The sequence below is a fragment of the Acrocarpospora phusangensis genome, assembly GCF_016862995.1.
Classification (GTDB): Bacteria; Actinomycetota; Actinomycetes; order Streptosporangiales; family Streptosporangiaceae; genus Acrocarpospora; species Acrocarpospora phusangensis.
The window spans coordinates 157,377-179,024 of record NZ_BOOA01000009.1; the positions used below are offsets into that span (position 1 = coordinate 157,377).

The window sequence follows — 21,648 nt, forward strand, 5'->3', positions numbered from 1 at the left end:
GCGCCCCAGCCTGCCCGAACCCACCTAAAGGCAGCCTGAAGATCATTTCAGCCGCCTTAAGCCCCACTTCAGGTACGGCCCGCGACTGTGGACCCACTCGATCCGAAGGAGCTCGCATGCCCCGCACACGCCTGTTCGCCGCCGGCGCCCTGGCGCTCGCCCTCACCATGACCCTCACCGGCGCGGCCAACGCCACCCAGGACCCGGCCCCCGAACCCCCGGAGTGCGCCGGTGTGACCGTGGCCCTCCAGCTCAAGGACGGCCGGGTCTACGTCAACGGCGAGGAGGTGGACGCCGTACCGGCGATCCCGGCCATCCCTGCTCACCCCGACGCGGCCCCGGCGGAACCCGCCAAGCTGACCGAGGTCCCCGGGGCCCCCGAGGGTCTGGAAGGACCTCGTTTCACGATGGCGACCGAGGCCGGCGTGGTCGCGTACGGGACGGGCCAGGGCGACGAGACCCTGCCCGCACCTCCGGAGGGCGCGGTGACGTACGCCATGAGCTGCGCCGTCCCCGCCGTTCCCGCCGTCCCGCCCGCCGAATGAGAAGACGCGGCCGATCGCCCGTCCGGGTGATCGGCCGCGTCTGGGGTGAGAGCTACGGCTTCTTGCCGCTGACCCCGTCCTTGCGGGAACCCTGCGGCTTCATGGACTCGGTCGCTTCCTCGGCCTTCGCCTTGACCTCGTCCGCGCTGGTCCTCATCACTTCCGCCCAGTGCTGGGCGTTCCTGCGATACATCATGAAACCGATCGCGCCCAGCGCCATCCCGCCGAAAAGCACCATGGTCGGCCAACTGGACCGGGTCCTCATCTGCATCGGCGTGGGATCCACCCGCCGCGACGCCTCCTCCAGCATCATGCTCACGCGCGGCGCGAGTTGGTACTCGACTGAGCGGGCGGCATGCTTTAGCTTGGGTGCTGCCCAGACGCGGGCATCCTGGATTCTGGCATAGGCGTTCTCGCGGGCACTGCTGGCCATCGGGCCGGCACGGTCGGCGGCTCGTATGGCCTGGGCCTTCATGCGGCCCTGCCACGTCTGCGGTAGCACCATTTCGACGCGGCGTCTTCTGAGATTCAGGGACACGGAAACCTCCCCGGTGATTGGGGCCCCGTTGCGTCCCCTTCCCGCAGCGATAGCCCTCAATCATGGACGGCCTCCGGCGGGAGCCTCGATACCCTGTCATCGGAGAATGAACACCGAGACCGGAACAATCACCGACGTAAGGGGGGCGGCCTCGCATGGCTGAGAACCTCATCGCGAATCTGCGCACCAACCATGGCACGATCCGCGTCAAGCTCTTCCCGAACCAGGCGCCGAAGACGGTGCGCAACTTCGTCGAGCTCGCCGAGGGCACCCGGGAGTGGACCCACCCGGAGACCGGCGCCAAGACCACCGACCGCCTGTACGACGGAACGATCTTCCACCGGGTCATCAGCGGATTCATGATCCAGGGCGGCGACCCGCTCGGCCTGGGCGTCGGAGGGCCGGGCTACGACTTCGACGACGAGATCCACACCGAGAACATCTTCAACCGCAAGTACCTGCTGGCCATGGCCAACGCCGGCAAGCGCATGGGCCGGGGCACCAACGGCTCGCAGTTCTTCATCACGGTCGGCCTCACCCCGCACCTCAACCAGGGGCACACGATCTTCGGTGAGGTGATCGAGGGCACCGAGGTGGTCGACTCCATCGCCACCACCGAGACCGACAGCCGCGACCGGCCGCTCAAGGACGTCGTGCTCGAAGAGGTGACCATCGAGCGCTCCTGAGCCCGGCGGTTCACGCCCGACGCCGCCCCGGCCGCTGATCTCGCGGCCGGGGCGGCGTCTTCATGTGGCAGTCTGTGGATAGACCCCTTCGGAAGGACCCCATGACCACCCAGCCACCCTCGATGCAACCGGGTGCGGAAGCGGTCCCCACCTGCTACCGGCACCCCGAACGAGAGACCTACGTCCGCTGCCAGCGCTGTGACCGCCCGATCTGCCCCGACTGCATGCGCGACGCCGCCGTCGGCTTCCAGTGCGTCGAGTGCGTGCGCGAGGGGAACAAGACCGTCCGGCAGGCGAAGGCCCTGTTCGGCGGGGGCGCGGTGAGCGTGCCGCGGGTGACCTGGACGCTGCTGGTCGTCAACGTGGTCGCGTACTTCGGGGAGATCGTCCTGGGGAACCCGTTCGTGGCGGCCTACAACACCTCCCCGGGGGACATCGAGAACGGCGAGTGGTGGCGGCTGATCACGGGCGCGTTCCTGCACATGCCGCCGAGGGGCGCGTTCGCGATCACCCACATCCTCTTCAACATGTGGGCGCTCTGGGCGATCGGCCCCGAACTGGAACGCCGTCTCGGGCATCTGCGCTTCGCCGCGCTCTACCTGCTGTCGGCGCTGGGCGGCTCGGTGGCCGTCTTCCTGTTCAGCGTCTACCCGTCGGTGGGCGCGTCCGGCGCGATCTACGGCCTGTTCGGCGCCCTGTTCGTGGTCTCCCGCCGCCTCGGGTACGACGCCCGCGGCGTGATCTGGCTGATCGGCATCAACGTGGTGCTCACGTTCACCATCGCGGGCATCAGCTGGCAGGGCCACCTGGGCGGGCTCGTCGTCGGCACCCTGGTGGCGGCCATCTTCGCGTACGCACCGGAGCGGAACCGCACCGTGATCCAGCTCGCCGGTGCGGCGGCGGTCCTGGTCGCGCTGGTGCTCACCGTGGTGCTGGGCGACCCGTACGCGCTGATCGCGGAGATCCAGCGCGGGTTCGGCTAGGGTTCCGGGCTGTTTCCCCAGGCTGTGGATAAAGCCTGTGGAAAGTCGCAGCCCGGAACACCCTGAGGGGCTAGCGCCACTTCGTGGACAGCACCACGCCGAAGATGATCAGGGCGAACCCGATCAGCAGGTTCCAGTTGTGCAGGACCCCGAACACCGGGCCTTCCGCGCCGACGATGTAATACGCGGCGATCCAGCCGATGCCGATGATCCACGACGCCACCATGACCGGCGCGAGCCAGCGCGGGCTGACCTTGACCGTGGAGGTCTTCTGCGGCGGCGTGTAAACGGCCTTCTTGCGTACGTTGGACTTGGGCACGGGAGTTCTCCTGGTGGTCACCCGCGCTGTCTTGCGGGTTTGTCTGTAAGCGTAGTCGCTGGCGAGCGAAGTCCGGAGTAAGAATAGTCCCCAGTCGTCCGGACAGCCATTCCGAGCTGGTTCGATCCTGTTCACGGGCAAACGATCCCGCCGGATGAAATGCAAACGATCCGCCAACACCGGGCACGGCGGCCCGGTTCGCGGCCGTGCCGCGGCTTACCTTGGGGCATCGTCACATGAGGGGGTGTGCGGTGCGGGCGGTGCTCCGGACCTTCGGTGAGCTCAGCATCACCCTCGGCTCGATCATGCTGCTGTTCTGTGCGTACCTGCTGTGGGGCACGGGCGCCTACACCGAACGGCACCAGGTGCTGCTGCAACAGCAGCTCGCGCAGGAGGCCACCAGCCCCGTGCGCGGGGACGGCAAACTGGACAGCATCGAACTCGGCCGAGCACTGGCCATGATCCGCATCCCCAAGCTGGGAGTGGACTACAAGTACGCCATCGTCGAGGGCGTCGACGCGGAACACCTGCGCCAGGGGCCCGGCCACTATCCCGGCACCGCCCTGCCCGGCGAGATCGGGAACTTCGTGGTGTCCGGCCACCGGACCACGTACTCCGCGCCCTTCAACCGCATCGGCGAGCTCCGGCCCGGCGACGAAGTGATCATCGACGCGCGGCAGGCCCGCTACACCTACCGCGTCACCAGCAGCAAGATCGTCTACCCGACCCAGCTGGACGTGATCGAACCCGTGCCGGAACAGCCCGGCAAACGCGCCAGGCACGCCCTCCTCACCCTCTCCACCTGCCACCCCGAATACTCCGCCCGGCAACGCCTCATCGTGTACGGCGTGCTCGACCGCACCCACGAACGCCGCACCTGACCGGAGACCCACATGTACGGCTTCATCTGGCGCAGGCTCCCCGGCGGCGTCGCCCTCAAGCTGGGCGCCACCCTGGTCCTGCTCGGTGTCCTGACCGCCCTACTCTGGTATGTCGTGTTCCCCTGGGCGGAACCCCTCGTCCCGCTGGACCGGGTGACCGTAGGACCATAAGGCGCCGTAAGGAGTCGTGTGATGCGCGTTCTCGTCGTGGACAACCACGACAGCTTCGTGCACACGATCGTGCAGTACCTGCGCGAGCTGGGGGCCGACTGCGACGTGCGCCCCCGCGACCAGGTCGCCGTCGGCGACGCGGACGGGTTCGACGGCGTGCTCATCTCGCCCGGCCCCGGTGCGCCCGAGGACGCCGGGGTCAGTGTGCCGCTCGTGCGCCACTGCGCCGCGCGCCGTCTGCCGCTGCTGGGTGTCTGCCTCGGGCACCAGGCCATCGCCATCGCGTACGGGGCCAAGGTGGGCCGGGCGCCGGAGCTGATGCATGGGCGTACCAGCAGGATCAGGCACGACGGGCGCGGGGTGTTCGCGGGCGTGCCCACGCCGGTCACGATGACGCGCTACCACTCGCTGGCCGTCGAGCCCGGCACCGTCCCGATCGAGCTGGACGTGACCGCGACCACGGCGGACGGGGTCATCATGGGTCTGCGCCACCGGACCGCCCCCATCGAAGGCGTGCAGTTCCATCCCGAGTCGGTGCTGTCCGAACACGGCCATCAACTATTCGGAAACTGGCTCGCTCAAATCGTGTAACACGACACGACCGGGAGACGACATCTGGATGAGGGTTTCCGCCATTGCCCCCGAGTGGCGGAAGCCCTCTCTTTTTGTGCCTGTCCCCGGCATGAGGAAGGGCCCTCCCCGGAGGGAGAGCCCTTCGATCAGCCGTTCGGGTTGTCGCCGATGTCGACCTCGCCGTCGCCCGGGATGTCGGTCGGCGGGAAGTCGTCGGTCGGGTCGTCGGTCGGGGTGTCGCTCGGGAACTCCTGGGACGGCCCGCTGGACACGATCAGCGTGATCGTGCGGCCCGGCGGGTGCTTGCTCCCCGCCGCCGGCGTCTGGTCGATGACCTGACCGGCCACCACCGCGTCGCTCGGCTGCTCCACGACCTTCACCTTGAACTGCGCGCCCTCCAGCGTCGCCCTGGCGTCCTCCACGGTCAGGCCCACCACGCTCGGCAGGTCCACCATCTCGACCGGCAGGATGATCCGGATCTTGCTCTCCTTGGGCGCCTCCGCGCCCGCGGCCGGCTTGGTCTCGATGACCTTGCCCTGTTCGGCCGAGGGGGCGTTCTTGTACCCGATCGTCACCGAGAAGCCGGCCTCCTGGAGCGTGGCCGTGGCCTCCTCCTGCGTCTTCCCGGTCACGTCCGGCACCAGCACCGTCTCGACGCCCTTGGAGACCTTCAGGACCACCGTCTCGCCCTTGGCCAGCTTGGTGCCCGGCACGGGGTCGGTGGTGATCGCGCGGCCCTTCTTGACGTCGCTGCTGAACACCTGCTCGGGGGTGACCTTGAAGCCCGCGCTGGTGAGCGCCGCCTCCGCCTCCGCCTGGCTCTGGCCCTCCACGATCGGGATCTCGACCTGGTCGGCCGCGGGCGGCTGGTTGGGCGAGCTGAGGAACATGTAGCCCACGCCGATGAACGCGGCGATGATCAGCAGCGGGATGAGGATCCAGGCCGCCGTCTTGAGCGCCGTGTTGCCGCTCTGCTGCCGGTGCCGGTCGCTGCGGCTGCCGCGCTCCTCCGGCCCGTACTCGTACGGCTGGATGTGGCGGGTGCCCTGGGTGGGCGGGCCCGACGTGGTCGTCATGGCCCGGGTGCGGTCGGCGCCCGCGTACTGGCCGTAGTTGTTGGCCAGCGCCATGGTCTGCGGGTCCATCGGCATGCCCTGGACGGCGCGCTGCAGGTCGGCCCGCATCTCGGCGGCGCTCTGGTAGCGCTGCACCGGGTCCTTGGCCATCGCCTTCAGCACGATCGCGTCGCACCAGCGGGGGATGTCCTGATCGATCCGGGACGGCGGGATCGGGTCCTCCCGCACGTGCTGGTAGGCGATCGCCACCGGCGAGTCCCCGGTGAAGGGGGGCTGGCCGGTCAGCAGCTCGTACAGCACGCAGCCGGTCGAGTAGATGTCGCTGCGCGCGTCCACCCGCTCGCCGCGCGCCTGCTCGGGCGACAGGTACTGCGCGGTGCCGATCACCTGCGCGGTCTGGGTCATGGTGGCGGCCGAGTCGGCCATGGCCCGGGCGATGCCGAAGTCCATCACCTTGACCTCGCCGTTGCGGGTCACCATGATGTTCGCCGGTTTGATGTCCCGGTGCACGATCCCGCCGCGGTGGCTGTAGTCCAGCGCCCGCAGGATGCCGTCCACCAGCTCCGCCGCCCGCTCCGGCATCAGCCGCCGGTCGGCGCGCAGCAGGTCGCGCAGCGTCCGCCCGTCGACATACTCCATCACGATGTACGGCACGGGCGTCCCGTCCGTCATGTCCTCGCCGGTGTCGTACACCGCGACGACCGCCGGGTGGTTCAGGGACGCGGCCGACTGAGCCTCGCGCCGGAAGCGGGCCTGGAACGTGTGGTCCCTGGCCAGATCCGAGCGGAGCGTCTTGATCGCGACGATGCGGTCCAGCCGGATGTCCCGGGCTCGATAGACCTCGGCCATGCCGCCACGCCCGACGACGCCGTCGAGTTCGTATCGACCGCCGAGTAGCCGTGGCTGAGTCATTTCCTGCACTGTCCCTTGCCGTTCATCTTGGGGTGCCGCCGATGTCCATCATCGACCCCGTACGTCATGACGTCTCCTCTTCGGAGATGGTTGAGGCGCTTGGGGTAATTGAGGGGGTTGGTGGAGTCTCACTTGGCGTCAGAGTCTCGCTCGGCGTCGGGGTCGGGGTGGGAGTCGGGGACGGAGACGGCGACGGACTTGGCGATGGAGTCGCCGTCGTGCTAACGGTAGCCGACGGGGACGGTGTCGGACGGGCCGACGGCACCGATGGCGTTGGCTTCGACGGCTTTGGAGAGGGCGATTTCTTCGGCGTCGGCACCTGCGAAACCGGTATGACCTGCGTAGGTTTGCCCTCATTTGTTGGTACGCCGGAATCGCGCAATTCCATGATGACGAACGTGCCCAGAGCCAGGGTCGCCGCGACGCCGGCGATGACCAGAGCGAGCAACGGCGATCGGCGTGGCGCGGGGGACGGGAGGGGCGGAGCGGGCGGCGTGGGCAATGCCACCGACGTACGCGTGCCCGGACCGCCGGACGGAGGCGCCCCCACCCGGGTGATGCCACCCGTCACCGGGAAGCCCGACGGGTCGGTGAGCGTGCTCAACGCTCCGCTGGGGACTCCTCCCGCGAGCGAGTCACGCAGCACGAGCGCCCGGTCGCCGAGCTCCCGGGCGCTGGCCGGCCGCATCGCCGGATCCTTCGCGAGCATGGCCGCCACCAGGGCGCGCAGCGGCGGCGGCACGTTCTCCGGCAACGGCGGCGGCGGGTCGTTCAGATGGTGCAGCGCGATGGCCACCTGCGTCTCGGCCGTGAACGGCGGCCGCCCGGCCAGGCACTCGTACGCCACCACGCCCAGCGAGTAGATGTCCGTGGCCGGGGTGAGCGTGGTGCCGGAGGCCTGCTCGGGGCTCACGTACTGGGCGGTGCCGAGCACCGTGCCGGTCTGCGTCACCGGGGCCGCCTCCAGCGCCCTGGCGATGCCGAAGTCGGTGATCTTCACCATGCCGGAGTCGGTGATCAGCAGGTTGCCCGGCTTGATGTCCCGGTGGATGATGCCCGCCCGGTGCGCCACGTTCAGCCCGCGCGCGGCCTGCGCGATCACGTCCAGCGTGACCTCCGCGCTCAGCCGCCCGTTCCTGGCCAGGATCGCCGACAGCGGCTCCCCGTGCACCAGCTCCATCACCAGGTACGCGGTGTCGTCCTCCTCGCCGTAGTCGAAGACCTGGGCGATCGCCGCGTCGGTGAGCCCGGCCGTGAACCTGGCCTCGCTCCGGAACCGCTCCCGGAACGCGGGGTCGGCGGCCACGTGCGCCCGCAGCAGCTTCACCGCGACCTCGCGGTGGAGCAGCTCGTCGGTGGCACGCCACACCTCGCCCATCCCCCCGGCGGCGATACGGGCGGTGAGCCGGTAACGATTACCGAGCAGGGGATGGCTCATTTCGCCTGCAGCACCGCCTGCATCACGTCCCGCGCCAGCGGAGCGGCCGTGCCGCCGCCGGTGGCGCCGGTGCCGGCGCTGCCGGCCTCGATGAACACGCAGATCGCGACCTCGGGGTCGTCGGCCGGGGCGAAGCCGATGAACCAGGCGTGCGGCGCGGGCGCGTCACCCGCCTCCGCGGTGCCGGTCTTGCCGGCCACGCTCACGTTCGGGATCTGCGCGCCGGTGCCGGTGCCGGCCTGCACGACCGACACCATCATGTCCTTCAGCTTGGCGGCCGTCTCCGCGCTGACCGCCTCCGACATCGGCTTCGGCTGCGTCTCGTCCATGACGCCGTCGTCCGGGTCGACGATCTTGTGCACCAGGTAGGGCGTCATGACCTCGCCGCCGTTGGCGATGCCGGCCGCGACCAGGAGCATCTGCAGCGGCGTCATCTGGTTGTTGCGCTGGCCGATGGAGAGCTGGGCGAGGGCCGCCAGCTCCTCCTCCGGGCCGATGTCGCTCTTGGCCACCGGGAGAGTGAACGGCAAGGGCTCGCCGGCGCCGAACTTGGCGGCCTGCTCACGCATCTTGTCCCAGCCCAGCTCCATGCCGAACTTGGCGAAGGGGGTGTTGCACGAGCGCTCCAGCGCGTACCGCAGCGAGACCTGGCCGCCGCCGCAGGCGGCGCCGCCGTAGTTGGGCAGGCCCACCGTGGTCTGCGGCAGGTCCAGCACCTGCGGCGCGTCCACCTGCGTCTCCGGGGTCCGGCTCGGGTCGTCCTCCAGGAACGCCGCCGCCGTCACCACCTTGAACGTCGAACCCGGCGGGTAGGTCTTGTCCACCGCCCGGTTCAGCAGCGGATCCTGCTCGTCGGCGACCATCTTGTTGAACGCCGTCGCGACCTTGGCCTTGTTCGGCTCCACCAGCACGTTCGGGTCGTACGTCGGCACCGACACCATCACCTGGACGGCGCCCGTCTTCGGGTTCATCGCCACCACCGCGCCGCGCTTGCCGCTGGCCCGCAGCGCGTCGTACGCGACCTTCTGCGCCCGGGGGACGATCGTCAGATCGACGCTGGCGCCCTTCGGGGGCTCGTTGCTGATGAACTCGATCGCCCGGCGGACCAGCAGATCCGGGTGACTGCCGTCGAGGTACTTGCCGGCCGACAGCTCGACGCCGCGGGAGCTCTCCGGCGCGAAGAAGCCCAGAACGTGGGCGTACATCTTGCCGTCCGGGTACTGCCGCTCGAAGCGGTAGTCGCCGCCGGTGTCCACCGTCTTGGCCAGCGTCGTGTTGCCGTCGTCGGCCGTGATCCAGCCCCGGTCCACGCTGTAGCGGGCGAAGAAGGAGCGCTGGTTGCGCGAGTCGCCGCGGTAGTCCTCCGCCTTGACCGCGCCCAGGTAGGTCACGTTGACCATCAGCAGGCCGAACATGAGCAGACAGGCCACGGCGGCGCGCTTCAGGGTGCCGTTCATCGCTGGAACACCTGCGTCATTCCCTCGTCCTGGATCGCCTGGGGCGGCGGCCTTCGGGCCGCGTCTGACATGCGTACCAGCAGGGCGATAAGAATCCAGTTAGCCAGCAGCGCGGAACCGCCCGCGGACATGAACGGTGTGACCAGTCCGGTCAGCGGGATCAGCCGGGTCACCCCGCCCACGATGATGAACACCTGCCAGGCCAGGATGAAGGACAGGCCGCCCCCGAGGAGTTTGGAGAACGGGTCCCTGGCCGCGATCGCGGTGCGCAGGCCGCGCTGGACGATCAGCGCGTACACCATCAGCAGGGCCATCAGGCCGGTCAGGCCCAGCTCCTCGCCGGTGGCGGCGAAGATGAAGTCGGAGAACGAGAGCGGGATCAGCTCGGGATGGCCCTCGCCGAGGCCGGTGCCCAGGATGCCGCCGGAACCCAGGCCGAACAGGCCCTGCATGAGCTGGAAGCTGCCGCCCAGCTCGCGGTCGTAGAACTCCGGCGAGGCCGGGTCCAGCCAGACCTCGAAGCGGGCCGTGACGTGGTCGAAGATCTGCCCGGCCACGATCGCGCCGCCGAGGAAGAGCAGGATGCCGATCAGCACCCAGGAGGTCCGCTGGGTGGCGATGTAGAGCATCACGATGAACGTGCCGAACAGCAGCAGCGAGCTGCCCAGGTCCTTCTGCAGGATCAGGACCGCCAGGCTGAAGCCCCAGATGATGAGGACCGGGCCGAGGTCGCGGGCCCGGGGGAGGTCGATGAAGAGCAGGCGCCGGCCGGCCAGCGCCAGCACGTCCCGCTTGGCGACCAGGTATCCGGCGAAGAAGACCACCAGGGCGAGCTTGGCGAACTCGGCGGGCTGGATGGTGAATCCGCCCACGCCGATCCAGATCCGGGCGCCGTTGATCTCCTTGCCGATGAACGGGAGCAGCGGGGCCACCAGCAGGCCCAGGCCGATGAAGCCCATCGTGTACGTGAGGCGCTGCAAGGCGCGGTGGTCCTTCAACGCGATCAGAGTCGCGGAGAACATGACCACGCCGAGCGCCGTCCAGAACAGCTGGTTGGTGGCCGAGGCGCCGGCCTGGCCGGTCTGCTCGATCCGGTAGATGATCACGAGGCCGATCCCGTTGACCAGCGTCACCAGCGGGAGCAGCAGGGGGTCGGCCCACGGCGCGAAGCGCGCCAGCACCAGATAGGCGGCGATCATCAGGCCGCCGAGGCCGAGGCCGTAGGTCAGCATGCCGGCCGGGATCTTCCCGTCCAGGCCGAGGCCGACGCTCGCGTAGGCGCCCATCACGACGAGGATGGCGAAGGCGAGCATGGCGAGTTGCGCCCCCCGACGCTTCGCGGTCATGGGGACGGGGGCTACCTCGACCGCAGCCGGCGCGGTCACTTACCCGACTCCGTCGGGGAGGGCGAGGCGGACGGCTCGGGAGACTTGACGGTGCCCTGCAGCGTCAGGATCCTTTCCTTTCCGGCTTCCAGGCTGTCGACAGGGATGTTGCGGCGGACCCGCGCCTGTTCGACCGCCGGCAGCGCGGAGACCGACAACTTCGGGTCGTGCACCACGTGCTTGAGGGTCACGATCCCGAGGTCGGCGTTGACGCCCTGGAAGACGACCAGCTTGTCGCCGTCCGCGCCGACGTAGAACTGCTGTTGAGTCCACTGATAACCGTAATAGCCGCCGAGCCCGAGCACGGCGGCGATGACGACCAGCAGGGTGACCAGAAGCGGCCACGATCGTCGTTTTCGGGCCCGGCGGCCGGAGGCCATGGCCTCCGGCGCCGGATCGTCGTCGGTTATCACCGGTTGCGGGGCGGTGACCGAGGAGGCACGGCCCGCCGGAGTGTCCGGCGGCGTCGCGCGCACCCGCCCGGAACCGGCGGCTCCCACCACCGCGGCCGCGTGGTTGTGCGCCTGCACGTCGTCGATCTCCATGACGTCGGCCACCACGCAGGTGATGTTGTCCGGCCCGCCGCCCCGGTTCGCGAGGTCGATGAGCTGGCGCACCACGTCGTCGGGATCGTCGATCGTCGACAGCGTGTGGTGCAGGGTCTCGGCGCTCACGACGGTGGACAGGCCGTCCGAGCACAGCAGGTACCGGTCGCCCAGCTGGGCCTCCCGGTCCTGCAGGTCGGGATCGACCTCGCCGCTGCCGTCGAGGGCGCGCAGCAGGATCGAACGTTGCGGATGGTTGGCGGCCTCTTCCTGGGTGATCCGGCCGTCGTCCACCAGCGACTGGACGAGTGTGTGGTCGTGGGTGATCTGGTACAGCTCGCCGCTGCGCAGCAGATAGGCACGCGAATCGCCCACATGGACGAGAGCGAACCTGGTGCCGTTCCACAACATCGCGGTGAGCGTGGTACCCATGCCCTTGAGGCTCGGATCGCGGGCGACCATCGAGTGCAGCTGATGGTTGGCGTCGCGGACCGCTGCCTCGATCGTGCCGAGCAGATCACTCCCGTAGGCGTCCTTGTCCAAGGACGACAGTGCGGCGATGGCGACCGAGCTGGCCACCTCGCCGTGAGCATGCCCGCCCATGCCGTCGGCGACGGCCAGCAGGCGGCCGCTAGCGTACGCCGAGTCCTCGTTCCCTTCGCGGAGGAGGCCGACGTCCGAGCGGGCGGCGTAGCGGAGTGCGATTGTCATTTGCGCAATTCGATGACGGTCTTGCCGATGCGAATCGGGGTTCCGAGGGGCACCGGCGTCGGGCGGGTCACTTTGGAACGGTCGAGGTACGTGCCGTTGGTCGAACCGAGGTCTTCCACGATCCACTGGCCGTCCTGGGGGAAGAGCCGGGCGTGCCGGCTCGAAGCGTAGTCGTCGCTGAGGACGAGCGTGGCGTCAGTCGCCCGGCCGATGGTGATGGGCGTCTCCGTGAGGTTGATGATGGTCCCTTGCAGGGGGCCGCCGACGACGACCATTTGACGAGGTTCCCCCCTCTTGGGCTTAGACACCGGTTTAGCCGGTTTGGTTGGCTTCCGTGGTGTAGCCGGAGCCGTGCGTGGACCGAACAAGTCTGTCCGGATCACACCGACCGCGGCAATGACAAAGAACCAGAGCACCGCCAGGAAGGCGAGCCGGATCAGCAGCAGCGTGAGCTCGGACATGGACCGTTTGTCTACCTCTAATCGCGCCTGAACACCAGAGTCGTGCGACCCAGTGTCACCCTCGTCCCGTCCTGCATCTCGATCCTGCGGACCGGCTGCCCGTTGACGAAGGTGCCGTTCGTGGAGCCGAGATCAACCAGGACGACCTGCTGACCTTCGACCCGTAGCTCGGCATGATGCCGCGATACGCCCGGATCCACCAGCCGTAGATCACAATCGGTACCGCGACCGAGCAATGTGACGGGTGTCGTCAGCTCGTAGGACCGCTGGCCCTGCGGATCATCCTGAGTCGAAACCAGCAGCCGGGGATGGCCGCCGAACGCGCTCGACCGGCCGGCGGGCACATCGCTCACCGGCTGGCGGATCTCGTCCTGCTCGACCGTGGCGCCGCGGATCACCCCGGAGCGGATCCGGAACAATCCGACCGCGAGATCCTCGGCCGTCTCGAACCGCACCCGGACCGGGCCCACGAACGAGTACCCCTGCTCCTTGGCGTACTCCCTGGCGAGGTTGGCCAGCTCGTGGCTGATGCTGTCCGCGTACACCTCCAGCCGTTCGCTGTCGGTCGTGGACAGTTCCACCACGAAGTCGTTCGGCACGAGCGTGCGGCCCTGAGCGACGATCGCGGCCCGCTCGTCCATCTCTCGCTGAACGGCACTGGCGACCTCGACCGGTTGAAGGTCGGACTTGAACGCGCGTGCAAAGGCGCCTTCAACCAAGCCTTCGAGCCTGCGCTCGAAGCGCTGAAGGACTCCCACCGGTTACCTCCCTTCCTCCATCGTCTACAGGGATCGTATCCGGGTTCAGTAGCACTGGCGGTTCCGTGCTAACCTTTCACAGCACCTGGAGACAGGGGCACCCGCAAGGGGCAAGTGGCGGAATGGCAGACGCGCACGGTTCAGGTCCGTGTGTCCGAAAGGACGTGGGGGTTCAACTCCCCCCTTGCCCACGAACGACTGACCTCGGCTGGTTGGAAGCTTTGCTTCCTTCCCCCGGGGTCTTTTCGTCGTTACACGGGGGGGCGACCCCCCGAGCCCCCCGCTGTGGGGGGCTTCGCCCCCCACGCCCCCACGCTTGATTGCCCCGGTTCCTTTTGTTGTTTTGGTCGCCCGGGTTTCATCTCCCGGGCCGATCCTTCCGGTTCCAGCCATCGGATTGGTTGCCCCGATTCCGTCCGCGGACCCGATTCTTTGGGCTCCGACCGCCGGATCGGCTGGCCGGGTTCCGTCTCCGATCCTCTGGGCTCCGACCATCGGATTGGCTTCCCCGATTGTGGCTATGGGCCCGACCCTCTGAGGTCCGTCCACTGGATTGGCTGTTCCGGTTTCCTTCGCCGGCCCGATCTTCTGGGTTCTGTTCGCCGGACTGGTTCCGCTGGTTTCGCCTGCCTGCCCGATCCTTGGGGTTTCGTCTACGGGATTGATTACCGGAGTTTTGGCTGTTGGGGCGTGGTGGGGTTCATATGTCCGGTTGATCCCTTTGGGGGTGTGGGCTGGCTTCGTTGCCGGTTTGGTGGTGGCCGGGCTGGGTTTCGTGTCAGCTCTGTTTGTCATGGTCCTGCTGATGGTTGTGGGTCCTGCTGGTGGTACGGCTTCCGCGTGGGTTGCGGGTAGCGGCGGTATTGAGGTTGGGGCCGTGTTCGCGTTCACAGCGATGTTCGCGTTCGAGTTGATAGGCGTTGGCCTTGGAGGGTGAACCGTTCTGGCTTTGGCGGTGATGGGACCGTTGCGGTGGCTGGCCAATTGCCCTATTCCCAGGGAGATGGCTCGCGTGGGCGTCTCCTCGGCGACCGGTACCGTGGGTCTCGCCCTCACCGAGACGCTTTGAGGCTGGATCGGGGGCTGCGGCCTCTTCCGATGAATGTGGCTTGTCGTGCGGGCCCCCGGATACGTTGCCGATGTGCTGGGCGGCAGCCAGGGTACGGGCACGACAGCTCTCCTTTGCTCGGAGTATCCGATCAAGCTAGTGGGTGCTCGCCCCGGTTTAAAGCCCCGAGGCCATTCAGGCCGACACACCCGGCTCTCCCGAGATTCTGTTGATCCCACTTTCAAACCACTAGCCACCCACTTGCGCCATTCCTTTGCCTCCACCCCCAACCCCCACCCCGAAATTTCCTCACATTTGACCACCCGTCCCCACATGCCTGGCCCGAAGCAAGCCCCCACCCTCATTCCACGCCCCAAACTCGCCCCGCTCCGACCCAACTCGCTCCCACTTCACCCCCAGCGCCCAAGATCCACAGCCCCGGTCTACACCTACCCAACGCAATCCCGGCGCTTTCAATCGAAGGCCGCCTGGCCCATTGCCCTACACGGCGGACTTACCAGGACTCCCCACCCACCCCTGTTCGCCTCTGCGCACCGGGGCTGGCCAAAGCCCACCCCACCTTTGCCGCTGCACGGCGGAGATTGCCGTGATCCCCCACCCACCCTTTTTTCCGCTGCGCGGCAGCTTGCCCAACTACTGCACCCGACCTAGGTGTTCCCGTGCACGGCGGGGGTTGCCGTGGTCCCCACCCACCCCTTCGCCGCTGCGCGGCAGCTCGCCCAACCGCTTCACTCGACTCAGGTGTTCCCATGCGCGGCGGGGGTTGCCGTGGTCCCCACCCACCCCTTCGCCGCTGCGCGGCAGCTTGCCCAACCACTGCACTCGACTCAGGTGTTCCCATGCGCGGCGGGGGTTGCCGTGGTCCCCACCCACCCCTTCGCCGCTGCGCGGCAGCTCGCCCAACCACTGCACCCGACCCAGGCGTCCCAGGTAGCGACTCCACCGTCGTAGTTACCGGAGTTTCCCACTCAACCTGCTGCCCCTGCGCCTGCAACTCGTCGCCCAACCACCGCACCGCCCCAGGCGTCCCAGCTAGCGGCTCCGCCTTCGTGCTTACCGTGGCTCTCCCACTCACCCTGTTTTGCCACTCGCGGCGCAACCCCCTCGTGCCCACACCGTGGCCAGTGCGCGCTCTTTGTCGCCGGAGTGGTTCTTTGCCATACCTTGCCGTGGATTGGGACGGAAGAGTGGGCTTGGCACCCCTGAAAGGACGAAACCAACCCAACGAGGTACCACGGCATCAACGCGGAAATCGGGTCGTGACCACGAGATCGGGTTCGACGCACCTCAAGGGATGTCCTGGCCTGGTAAGTCGGCTGAGGGTCGGCACACGTCGCCCGGATGCCCGCCCGGTGAGCGCGCCGCGCAGCGGCAAAAGGGTGGGTGGGCGGGGAAATTCCTGCAACACGCTGCATCGGCGCATCACCCGGACGATCTCGCCTGGTAAGTCGGCTGAGGGTCAGCAGTGCCGCCCGGATGCCCGCCCGGTAAGCGTGCCGCGCGGCGGCAAAGGGTGGGTGGGAAATCCCGCACCCACCCCCGCTATGGGTGATCCCGGTGATCGATGGGGTTAGACGGTTAGGAGTTGGGCTGTGAGGGTGTTGAGGGGGATTGTGCCGATTGGGGTGCCGGTGGTGTCGACGACTACGCCTAGGTGGGCGTGGGCGTCCTGGAGGGTGGTCACGGCGTCGGGGGTGGAGGTGGTGTGGAGGATCTTGGGCGTGGGGGTGGCCAGGGCCGCGGGGGGCTGGTCGGGGCGGATGAGGGTGTCGCGGATGTGGAGGACGCCCAGGACGGCGTTCTTGTCCATGACGAGCATGCGGAGGTGGCCGGTGGTGGCGGCCGTTTCGTGGACCACGTGGGCGGGGGCGTCGGCGGCGATGGTGACGCTCTGGGCGAGGGGGATCATCAGGCGCTCGATGGGCTGGTTCTGCACGCGAAGAGCCCGGGTCAGCAGGTCGTGCTCGTTGCGGTCGAGCATGCCCATCCGCCCGGATTCGGCCACGAGAACGGCAAGCTGATGCGGCGTCCTGGTCGTGGCGAGCTCATCGCGAGGCCGTACGCCGAAAAGCCTGAGGAGGCCGTTGGTGAGGCCGTTGAGCGAGGCCAGCACCGGACGAACGATCCAGACGAAGCCACGGAACGGAATCGCCAGAGCCAGCGCGGACTGCTCAGGATGGGTGAGCGCGAACGACTTGGGCGCCATCTCCCCGACCACCATGTGCAGAAAAGTCACGATCGCCAACGCGACCACGTACGACAACGCCGTCTGAAGCCCCTCCGGCAACGCTCCCAGCAACGGCTCCAGCAGATGATGGATGGCCGGCTCGGTCACCATACCCAGCCCCAGCGAACACAGCGTGATCCCAAGCTGAGCCCCCGCCAGCATCAACGACAGTTCCCGGCTCCCGCGCACAGCCGCCCGAGCCGCGATCCGAGCCATCCGCCCCCCGGCGGCCTCCTCCAGCCGATGCCGCTTGGCCGAGATCACCGCGAACTCCGCGGCCACGAAGAACCCGTTCAGGACCAGCAACACCAGCCCCAGCAGAATGGCCGTCAGACTACTCACACGCCCCTCCTAGAACCCAAATGGGCGGCAAGACCGCGAACAACCCCTTCTGGGCTCGTCGGGTCTCCCTGGGTCCGAGCCGGCAGGGGTGCCCGGAAGGCCGCGAACAGATCGGGCCGGCTCGTCGCGCCCGGGTGAGCCCGCAGAAATTCACGGCAGGCCGGCTCGGCACGCCGTCCTGGGCTGGAAGCGACAGGGAGGTGTGGAGCGGTCATTCGGTACTCGCATAGGTGAGTGGTCATGCGGGTTTCCCCTGGAACAAGGCCGAGAAGAGCTCCGGCGCGTAGTCCACGCCCGAGCCCGGGGAGTGCGGCTGGGTTTCGGGGGATTCGGTCGGAGAGGGTATGCGCAGGGAGAGACGGACCCATTCGGGAACCCTGCGGTGCACCTTGAGAACGGTGAGGTGGGCCTGCGGAGCCGGGGTTTCCTCTTCCAGGAGCCCGTGCTCGGGGGTGGTCTCGACGGTGACCGTGTCACCTTGTTCGGCCATCCGGCCCAACCCGGACAGCACAAGCCCGCCGATGGTCTCGTAACTGTCGCCTTCGGGCAGTTCGACGCCGGTCGCCCTTTCGACCTCGTCGATCCGCAGCGTCCCGGGCACATCCCAGGAGCCGTCGCCGTTGCGGGTCACCCCCAGCGGCTCGGGGTCGTTCTCGTCGACGAGTTCCCCGACCAGTTCCTCGGCCAGGTCCTCCATGGTGACGATCCCCGCCAAGCCCCCGTACTCGTCGATGACGCACGCGACGGTCTCGTCGTCCATGCGCTTGAGCAGCTCAGTGACCGGCAGCATGTCCGGCACGAGCAGGGGCGCCCGCGTGATGTCCGCGATCGTGGCAGCGGAAGGAGCGGCCACGTATTCGAGCAGGTCGGTCACGCCGACGACGTCGTCACCGCCGTCCCCGACGACGGGATAGCGGGAATGCCCGTGTTCGCGTACCGCGTCCAGCAGGTCCGAGACGGGACGGTCCGCGCGGAGGAGCACCACGCGCGGGCGCGGCACCATCACGTCCCACGCGGTACGGTCACCGAACTCGAGCGCCCGTTCGAGCAGCTCGGCCAGGCGCGGCGGCAGCTCGCCGGCGGCGCTGGACTCGGCCACGATCCGGGACAGCTCCTCCGGCGTGGCACCGTGTTCGAGCTCCTCGACGGGCTCGATGCCCGCCAGCCGTACCAGCCGGGTGGCCGCGGAGTCGAAGAGCCGGATCACCGGCCCGGCCACCTTCAGGTAGATCAGCGTGGGCCTGGCCAGCGCTATCGCCACCTGCTCGGGCCGGGCGATGCCGAGGTTCTTGGGCGCCAGCTCACCGAGGATCATCTGCACGATGGTCGCGATGGCCACACCGACCGCGACGCTCACTCCGGGAACGGCCGCCGACGGCAGCCCCACGTCGACCAGTGGCCCGCGGAGCACGTCCGCGATCGCCGGCTGCGCGATGAACCCGACGAGCAGGGTGGTGACGGTGATGCCCAGCTGAGCGCCGGACAGCATGAACGAGAGGCGGCCGGTGACTTCGACCGCTCGGGCGGCGATTGGGTCGGTCTCCGCGCGTTCGCGAAGCACCGTACGGTCCGCCGCGACGAAGGCGAACTCCTGGGCGACGAAGAATCCGGTCGCCAGCGTGAGGAGGAGAACAGCTAGGAGGCCGAGGGCGATGCTCATCGCGCTGATCCCGTGGCCTCGTCAGGCCCCGTGCCTAGGCACGGGCTGGTACTCCAAGGGTCCGAATCGGACACGACGGTCCTTTCAACTAGGGACTTCCACCGTAACGGGTCAACGGACGATGGTGTTTCCGGGTTCGCGGATGTGTACTTTTCCATAGGAAAACCTTGGGGACAGATCTGCGGTCGTGCCGTGCGGCGGCGTACCGTCAAGGTAGTGGCGGTGGAACGCAAAGTGGGGGTTTTGGACCGTGGCACAGGATGACGACCCGACGCGGGTGGTTCGGCGGCCGGATTCTCGGGCCGCTGGTCAGCCCGCGTATCCGATACCGCAGGCGCCTCCGGCGCCGCCCACGATGGTGGACAACGAGGTCAGATCCGCGCCGACCACTCCGCGCGGGCGCTCCAAGGTGTACGGCAAGGTGCGCTCCGGCGGCAGCCCGGTCCGGCCGCTGCCCGGCTCGGGCTTCTCGCCGGACGAGCCCAAGGCGCCACGGAAGCCGCGGCGGATCGGGCGGAAGATCCTCATCGGTCTGGCCGTCTTCCTCGTGCTGCTCCTCGTCGCGGGCGTGGCCGGATATTTCTGGATCAGCTCAAAGATGAGCAACGTCGAGGCGTTCACCGACTACGACGGCCGCCCCGCGGCCACGCCCGGCCAGGACTGGCTGCTGGTCGGCTCCGACAGCCGGGCCGGCCTGTCCGCCGCCCAGCGCAGGAAGCTCGCCACCGGCAAGGCCGTCGGCAAGCGCACCGACACCATGATGCTGCTGCACATCCCGGAGGGCGACGGCCGCCCCACCCTGGTCAGCCTCCCCCGGGACAGCTACCTCCCGATCAACGGCCACGGCAGCGACAAGCTCAACGCCGCGTACGCCTTCGGCGGCCCCAAACTCCTCACCCGAACCGTCGAAGAGGTCACCGGCATCCGCGTCGACCACTACATGGAGATCGGGTTCGGGGGCTTCGTCGGCATCGTGGACGCGATCGGCGGCGTGGAGATCTGCGTCAAGCAGGACATCCAGGACGACAAGGCCGGCATCGACCTGAAGAAGGGCTGCCAGATCATGGACGGCGGCACCGCCCTCGGGTTCGTCCGCACCCGGAAGACGGGAGCCATCCCGGACTTCGACCGTACCGAGCGGCAGCGCCAGTTCTTCTCCGCCGTGGTGAAGAAGGCGGCCAGTCCCGGCACCCTGCTCAACCCGTTCTCGTCCGTCCCGCTGGCCCTCAGCGCCGCCGAGTCCGTCGCGGTCTCGCCCGGTACGGGGATCTTCGACCTGCTCTCGCTGGGTCTGGCCATGAAGGGCAACCCGGTGACCACGGCGGTCCCGGTCGGCTCGCTGCCCACCATCAACGGCCAGGCCGTCGTCAAGTGGGACAACACCAAGGCCAACAAGCTCTTCGAAGCCCTCGAACAGGACAAGCCCGTCCCCAAGGACGTCATCACGAAATAGCGGCTTAAAAGACCGCCGTGGCCTCCACCACGGCGGTCTCCGCGTCTCCGGGTTGATCCGTGTCCGGGTTGATCCGTCTCCGGGTTGATCCGTGTCCGGGTTAAGCGGCCGTGGTCACGTGGCTCAGCTGGCCGCGGTCACCACCACGGCCGCGAGCACCACGGACATCACGGCCGCGTTGATCGCCGCGATCGTGACCCGGACCGCCTCGCCGGCCCAGGCGCCCTCCGCGACCTCCTTGATCCGGTTCTTGTCCGCTCCGGGGAAGGCTTTGCGGGCCACCTTGCACGCATGCATGATCGCGATCAGCAGCCCAATGTGCTCGTCCGGCTCGGCGCCGGACAACACGCTCTGCACCCGCTGCCGCAGCTCCCGTTCCACGCTGCCGTCCCGCTCCGGATAGCTGGTACGCGCGAAGATCCCGAAGACCTTCCGCTGCTCTTCGGACAGAACGCCACGCTCCGCCAGCCGTACAAGCAGGCGCTTGCGTAGTTTGTCGGAGTTGAGCTTGTTCACCCACCACTCGGGCTTGCGCACCTTCGGCTCGCCGGCGATCCGCGCGAGCACCGCGTCCAGCTCCTCGTCGCCCACCGGCGCCGAATCCACCACGACCAGCTTCTTCTCGGTCACCGTCAGCCGATCGGCCATGGCCAGCTCGGCCAGCAACGCCCCCGTGAGCGCGATGTCGAGCTCGGCGGTGGTGATCAGCGGCGTGCCCTTGTCGTCGTGATAGGCCAATAACAGGAGGTCCTCGGCGATGGCGCTCATGCGTCCAACCTACGTCGTAAGACTGTCGTAAGGCGGAACCCGGACTTCGCCAGGCTCTTGACGTGCTCTCCTTACCAGAGACGAGTCGCCAGAGACGAGCTACGAGAGGGGACCACCGTGAAGTCCGTGCTCCGCCACCCCGTGACCTGGATCGTGGCCGCGGCCGGTGTCGCCGTCGCGATGTACCTGTTCCAGCCCTGGCGGCTGTTCACCACGGTCGAGGTGAACGAGCCCCCGCCGGCGGCAGCCGTCGTCAGCTCAGCCAGCTCAGCCAGCTCAGCCAGCCCAGCCGGCCCGGAGGCGAGCATCGCGGCGGCTCCGATGGTGCTCGCCACAGGCAGCTTCATCACGCACGAGCACGACACCTCGGGAACCGCGAAGGTGCTCCAGCTGCCCGACGGGAAGCGCGTGCTGCGGATCGAGAACTTGGAGACCTCCGACGGCCCCGACCTGCGGGTCTGGCTCAGCGACCAGCCGGTACGCGAAGGCGACTGGCGGGTCTTCGACGACGGCCGATGGCTGGAGCTCGGCGAGCTGAAGGGCAACAAGGGCAACGCCAACTACATGATCCCGGCCTCCGCCGACCTCGACGCCCTGACCAGCGTCACGATCTGGTGCCGCCGCTTCGCCGTCTCCTTCGGCGCCGCCAGCCTGAAAGTGTGACCGGCCTGAAAGTGTGACGGGCCTGAA

The 21,648-nt window shown here is 68.3% G+C and carries 21 protein-coding genes and 1 tRNA gene; 10 read left to right on the forward strand and 12 right to left on the reverse strand.

The annotated features are described in order from the left end of the window. Positions 1-116 precede the first annotated feature (116 nt). The gene (locus Aph01nite_RS08175; protein WP_204040146.1) at positions 117-545 is read left to right on the forward strand and encodes a hypothetical protein; all 429 of its coding nucleotides are present in this window, start codon (positions 117-119) and stop codon (positions 543-545) included. 52 nt (positions 546-597) lie between these two features. Here the strand turns inward: Aph01nite_RS08175 and Aph01nite_RS08180 are convergent, their stop codons facing one another. After that, positions 598-1,083, reverse strand: coding sequence for a hypothetical protein (locus Aph01nite_RS08180; protein WP_204040147.1), 486 nt, complete (start codon positions 1,081-1,083; stop codon positions 598-600). A 155-nt stretch (positions 1,084-1,238) separates the two neighbouring features. Between Aph01nite_RS08180 and Aph01nite_RS08185 the strand changes: the two genes are divergently transcribed. Then, on the forward strand, positions 1,239-1,769 hold the full coding sequence (locus tag Aph01nite_RS08185; RefSeq protein ID WP_204040148.1) for a peptidylprolyl isomerase: 531 nt from the start codon (positions 1,239-1,241) through the stop codon (positions 1,767-1,769). A gap of 101 nt (positions 1,770-1,870) precedes the next feature. Further along, positions 1,871-2,752, forward strand: a complete 882-nt coding sequence (locus Aph01nite_RS08190; protein ID WP_204040149.1) for a rhomboid family intramembrane serine protease — start codon at positions 1,871-1,873, stop codon at positions 2,750-2,752. Between the two features lie 70 nt (positions 2,753-2,822). On the opposite strand, the gene Aph01nite_RS08195 is transcribed toward Aph01nite_RS08190, so the two are convergent. Beyond that, positions 2,823-3,071 carry a cell division protein CrgA gene (locus Aph01nite_RS08195; RefSeq protein ID WP_204040150.1) on the reverse strand — a complete coding sequence of 83 codons (249 nt, stop codon included), beginning with the start codon at positions 3,069-3,071 and terminating at the stop codon, positions 2,823-2,825. A 251-nt stretch (positions 3,072-3,322) separates the two neighbouring features. Here Aph01nite_RS08195 and Aph01nite_RS08200 point away from each other — a divergent pair, with 251 nt between their 5' ends. Genes Aph01nite_RS08200 through Aph01nite_RS08210 form a run of 3 tightly spaced genes read left to right on the forward strand, consistent with a single transcriptional unit; the run spans position 3,323 to position 4,714 of the window. Beyond that, positions 3,323-3,952, forward strand: a complete 630-nt coding sequence (locus Aph01nite_RS08200; RefSeq protein ID WP_239161486.1) for a class E sortase — start codon at positions 3,323-3,325, stop codon at positions 3,950-3,952. 12 nt (positions 3,953-3,964) lie between these two features. Continuing rightward, a complete protein-coding gene (locus tag Aph01nite_RS08205; RefSeq protein ID WP_204040152.1) occupies positions 3,965-4,123 on the forward strand; it encodes a hypothetical protein in 159 nt (52 codons plus the stop codon). A gap of 21 nt (positions 4,124-4,144) precedes the next feature. Next, a complete protein-coding gene (locus Aph01nite_RS08210) occupies positions 4,145-4,714 on the forward strand; it encodes an anthranilate synthase component II (RefSeq protein WP_204040153.1) in 570 nt (189 codons plus the stop codon). A gap of 128 nt (positions 4,715-4,842) precedes the next feature. On the opposite strand, the gene pknB is transcribed toward Aph01nite_RS08210, so the two are convergent. From pknB to Aph01nite_RS08245, 7 genes are all read right to left on the reverse strand, one after another. Continuing rightward, positions 4,843-6,684 carry a Stk1 family PASTA domain-containing Ser/Thr kinase gene (gene pknB / locus Aph01nite_RS08215; RefSeq protein WP_204040154.1) on the reverse strand — a complete coding sequence of 614 codons (1,842 nt, stop codon included), beginning with the start codon at positions 6,682-6,684 and terminating at the stop codon, positions 4,843-4,845. 64 nt (positions 6,685-6,748) lie between these two features. Continuing rightward, positions 6,749-8,122, reverse strand: coding sequence for a serine/threonine-protein kinase (locus tag Aph01nite_RS08220; RefSeq protein ID WP_204040155.1), 1,374 nt, complete (start codon positions 8,120-8,122; stop codon positions 6,749-6,751). Beyond that, a complete protein-coding gene (locus Aph01nite_RS08225; RefSeq protein ID WP_204040156.1) occupies positions 8,119-9,579 on the reverse strand; it encodes a peptidoglycan D,D-transpeptidase FtsI family protein in 1,461 nt (486 codons plus the stop codon). Before Aph01nite_RS08225 ends, Aph01nite_RS08220 begins: the two co-directional genes overlap by 4 nt. Then, positions 9,576-10,925, reverse strand: coding sequence for an FtsW/RodA/SpoVE family cell cycle protein (locus Aph01nite_RS08230; protein ID WP_204040157.1), 1,350 nt, complete (start codon positions 10,923-10,925; stop codon positions 9,576-9,578). The genes Aph01nite_RS08225 and Aph01nite_RS08230 overlap by 4 nt, the downstream gene beginning before the upstream one ends. Positions 10,926-10,960: 35 nt before the next feature. Further along, positions 10,961-12,220 carry a Stp1/IreP family PP2C-type Ser/Thr phosphatase gene (locus tag Aph01nite_RS08235; RefSeq protein WP_204040158.1) on the reverse strand — a complete coding sequence of 420 codons (1,260 nt, stop codon included), beginning with the start codon at positions 12,218-12,220 and terminating at the stop codon, positions 10,961-10,963. Continuing rightward, a complete protein-coding gene (locus tag Aph01nite_RS08240; RefSeq protein ID WP_204040159.1) occupies positions 12,217-12,681 on the reverse strand; it encodes an FHA domain-containing protein FhaB/FipA in 465 nt (154 codons plus the stop codon). Before Aph01nite_RS08240 ends, Aph01nite_RS08235 begins: the two co-directional genes overlap by 4 nt. A 17-nt stretch (positions 12,682-12,698) precedes the next feature. Then, positions 12,699-13,439, reverse strand: coding sequence for an FHA domain-containing protein (locus tag Aph01nite_RS08245; RefSeq protein WP_204040160.1), 741 nt, complete (start codon positions 13,437-13,439; stop codon positions 12,699-12,701). Between the two features lie 108 nt (positions 13,440-13,547). On the opposite strand from Aph01nite_RS08245, the gene Aph01nite_RS08250 reads away from it, so the two are divergent. Together Aph01nite_RS08250 and Aph01nite_RS08255 are read left to right on the forward strand one after the other, a co-directional pair. Further along, positions 13,548-13,630: transfer RNA gene (locus Aph01nite_RS08250), tRNA-Leu, on the forward strand. Positions 13,631-13,992: 362 nt separating this feature from the next. Continuing rightward, positions 13,993-14,376 (forward strand): hypothetical protein, encoded by a 384-nt coding sequence (locus Aph01nite_RS08255; protein WP_204040161.1) that lies wholly within the window; start codon positions 13,993-13,995, stop codon positions 14,374-14,376. Between the two features lie 1,702 nt (positions 14,377-16,078). Here the strand turns inward: Aph01nite_RS08255 and Aph01nite_RS08260 are convergent. Both Aph01nite_RS08260 and Aph01nite_RS08265 read right to left on the reverse strand, forming a co-directional pair. Then, positions 16,079-17,077 carry a CNNM domain-containing protein gene (locus Aph01nite_RS08260; RefSeq protein WP_204040162.1) on the reverse strand — a complete coding sequence of 333 codons (999 nt, stop codon included), beginning with the start codon at positions 17,075-17,077 and terminating at the stop codon, positions 16,079-16,081. A 238-nt stretch (positions 17,078-17,315) separates the two neighbouring features. Beyond that, positions 17,316-18,737: a hemolysin family protein gene (locus Aph01nite_RS08265; RefSeq protein ID WP_204040163.1), complete on the reverse strand. Its 1,422-nt coding sequence runs from the start codon at positions 18,735-18,737 to the stop codon at positions 17,316-17,318. Positions 18,738-19,092: 355 nt separating this feature from the next. On the opposite strand from Aph01nite_RS08265, the gene Aph01nite_RS08270 reads away from it, so the two are divergent. After that, complete coding sequence (locus Aph01nite_RS08270; protein WP_204040164.1) at positions 19,093-20,190, forward strand: LCP family protein; 1,098 nt, start codon at positions 19,093-19,095, stop codon at positions 20,188-20,190. Between the two features lie 123 nt (positions 20,191-20,313). On the opposite strand, the gene Aph01nite_RS08275 is transcribed toward Aph01nite_RS08270, so the two are convergent. Beyond that, entirely contained in the window at positions 20,314-20,958 is a 645-nt protein-coding gene (locus tag Aph01nite_RS08275) for a GOLPH3/VPS74 family protein (RefSeq protein WP_204040165.1), read from the reverse strand. A 117-nt stretch (positions 20,959-21,075) separates the two neighbouring features. Between Aph01nite_RS08275 and Aph01nite_RS08280 the strand changes: the two genes are divergently transcribed. After that, the gene (locus Aph01nite_RS08280) at positions 21,076-21,621 is read left to right on the forward strand and encodes a DM13 domain-containing protein (protein ID WP_239161487.1); all 546 of its coding nucleotides are present in this window, start codon (positions 21,076-21,078) and stop codon (positions 21,619-21,621) included. Positions 21,622-21,648 lie beyond the last annotated feature (27 nt).

Excerpts from the sequence above, each read along its gene's own strand:
- Aph01nite_RS08175 (WP_204040146.1), top strand. The coding sequence starts at position 117 with ATGCCCCGCACACGCCTGTTCGCCGCCGGCGCCCTGGCGCTCGCCCTC.
- Aph01nite_RS08185 (WP_204040148.1), top strand. The coding sequence starts at position 1,239 with ATGGCTGAGAACCTCATCGCGAATCTGCGCACCAACCATGGCACGATC.
- Aph01nite_RS08190 (WP_204040149.1), top strand. The coding sequence starts at position 1,871 with ATGACCACCCAGCCACCCTCGATGCAACCGGGTGCGGAAGCGGTCCCC.
- Aph01nite_RS08205 (WP_204040152.1), top strand. The coding sequence starts at position 3,965 with ATGTACGGCTTCATCTGGCGCAGGCTCCCCGGCGGCGTCGCCCTCAAG.
- Aph01nite_RS08210 (WP_204040153.1), top strand. The coding sequence starts at position 4,145 with ATGCGCGTTCTCGTCGTGGACAACCACGACAGCTTCGTGCACACGATC.
- pknB (WP_204040154.1), bottom strand. The coding sequence starts at position 6,684 with ATGACTCAGCCACGGCTACTCGGCGGTCGATACGAACTCGACGGCGTC.
- Aph01nite_RS08220 (WP_204040155.1), bottom strand. The coding sequence starts at position 8,122 with ATGAGCCATCCCCTGCTCGGTAATCGTTACCGGCTCACCGCCCGTATC.
- Aph01nite_RS08225 (WP_204040156.1), bottom strand. The coding sequence starts at position 9,579 with ATGAACGGCACCCTGAAGCGCGCCGCCGTGGCCTGTCTGCTCATGTTC.
- Aph01nite_RS08230 (WP_204040157.1), bottom strand. The coding sequence starts at position 10,925 with ATGACCGCGAAGCGTCGGGGGGCGCAACTCGCCATGCTCGCCTTCGCC.
- Aph01nite_RS08235 (WP_204040158.1), bottom strand. The coding sequence starts at position 12,220 with ATGACAATCGCACTCCGCTACGCCGCCCGCTCGGACGTCGGCCTCCTC.
- Aph01nite_RS08240 (WP_204040159.1), bottom strand. The coding sequence starts at position 12,681 with ATGTCCGAGCTCACGCTGCTGCTGATCCGGCTCGCCTTCCTGGCGGTG.
- Aph01nite_RS08265 (WP_204040163.1), bottom strand. The coding sequence starts at position 18,737 with ATGAGCATCGCCCTCGGCCTCCTAGCTGTTCTCCTCCTCACGCTGGCG.
- Aph01nite_RS08270 (WP_204040164.1), top strand. The coding sequence starts at position 19,093 with ATGGTGGACAACGAGGTCAGATCCGCGCCGACCACTCCGCGCGGGCGC.
- Aph01nite_RS08275 (WP_204040165.1), bottom strand. The coding sequence starts at position 20,958 with ATGAGCGCCATCGCCGAGGACCTCCTGTTATTGGCCTATCACGACGAC.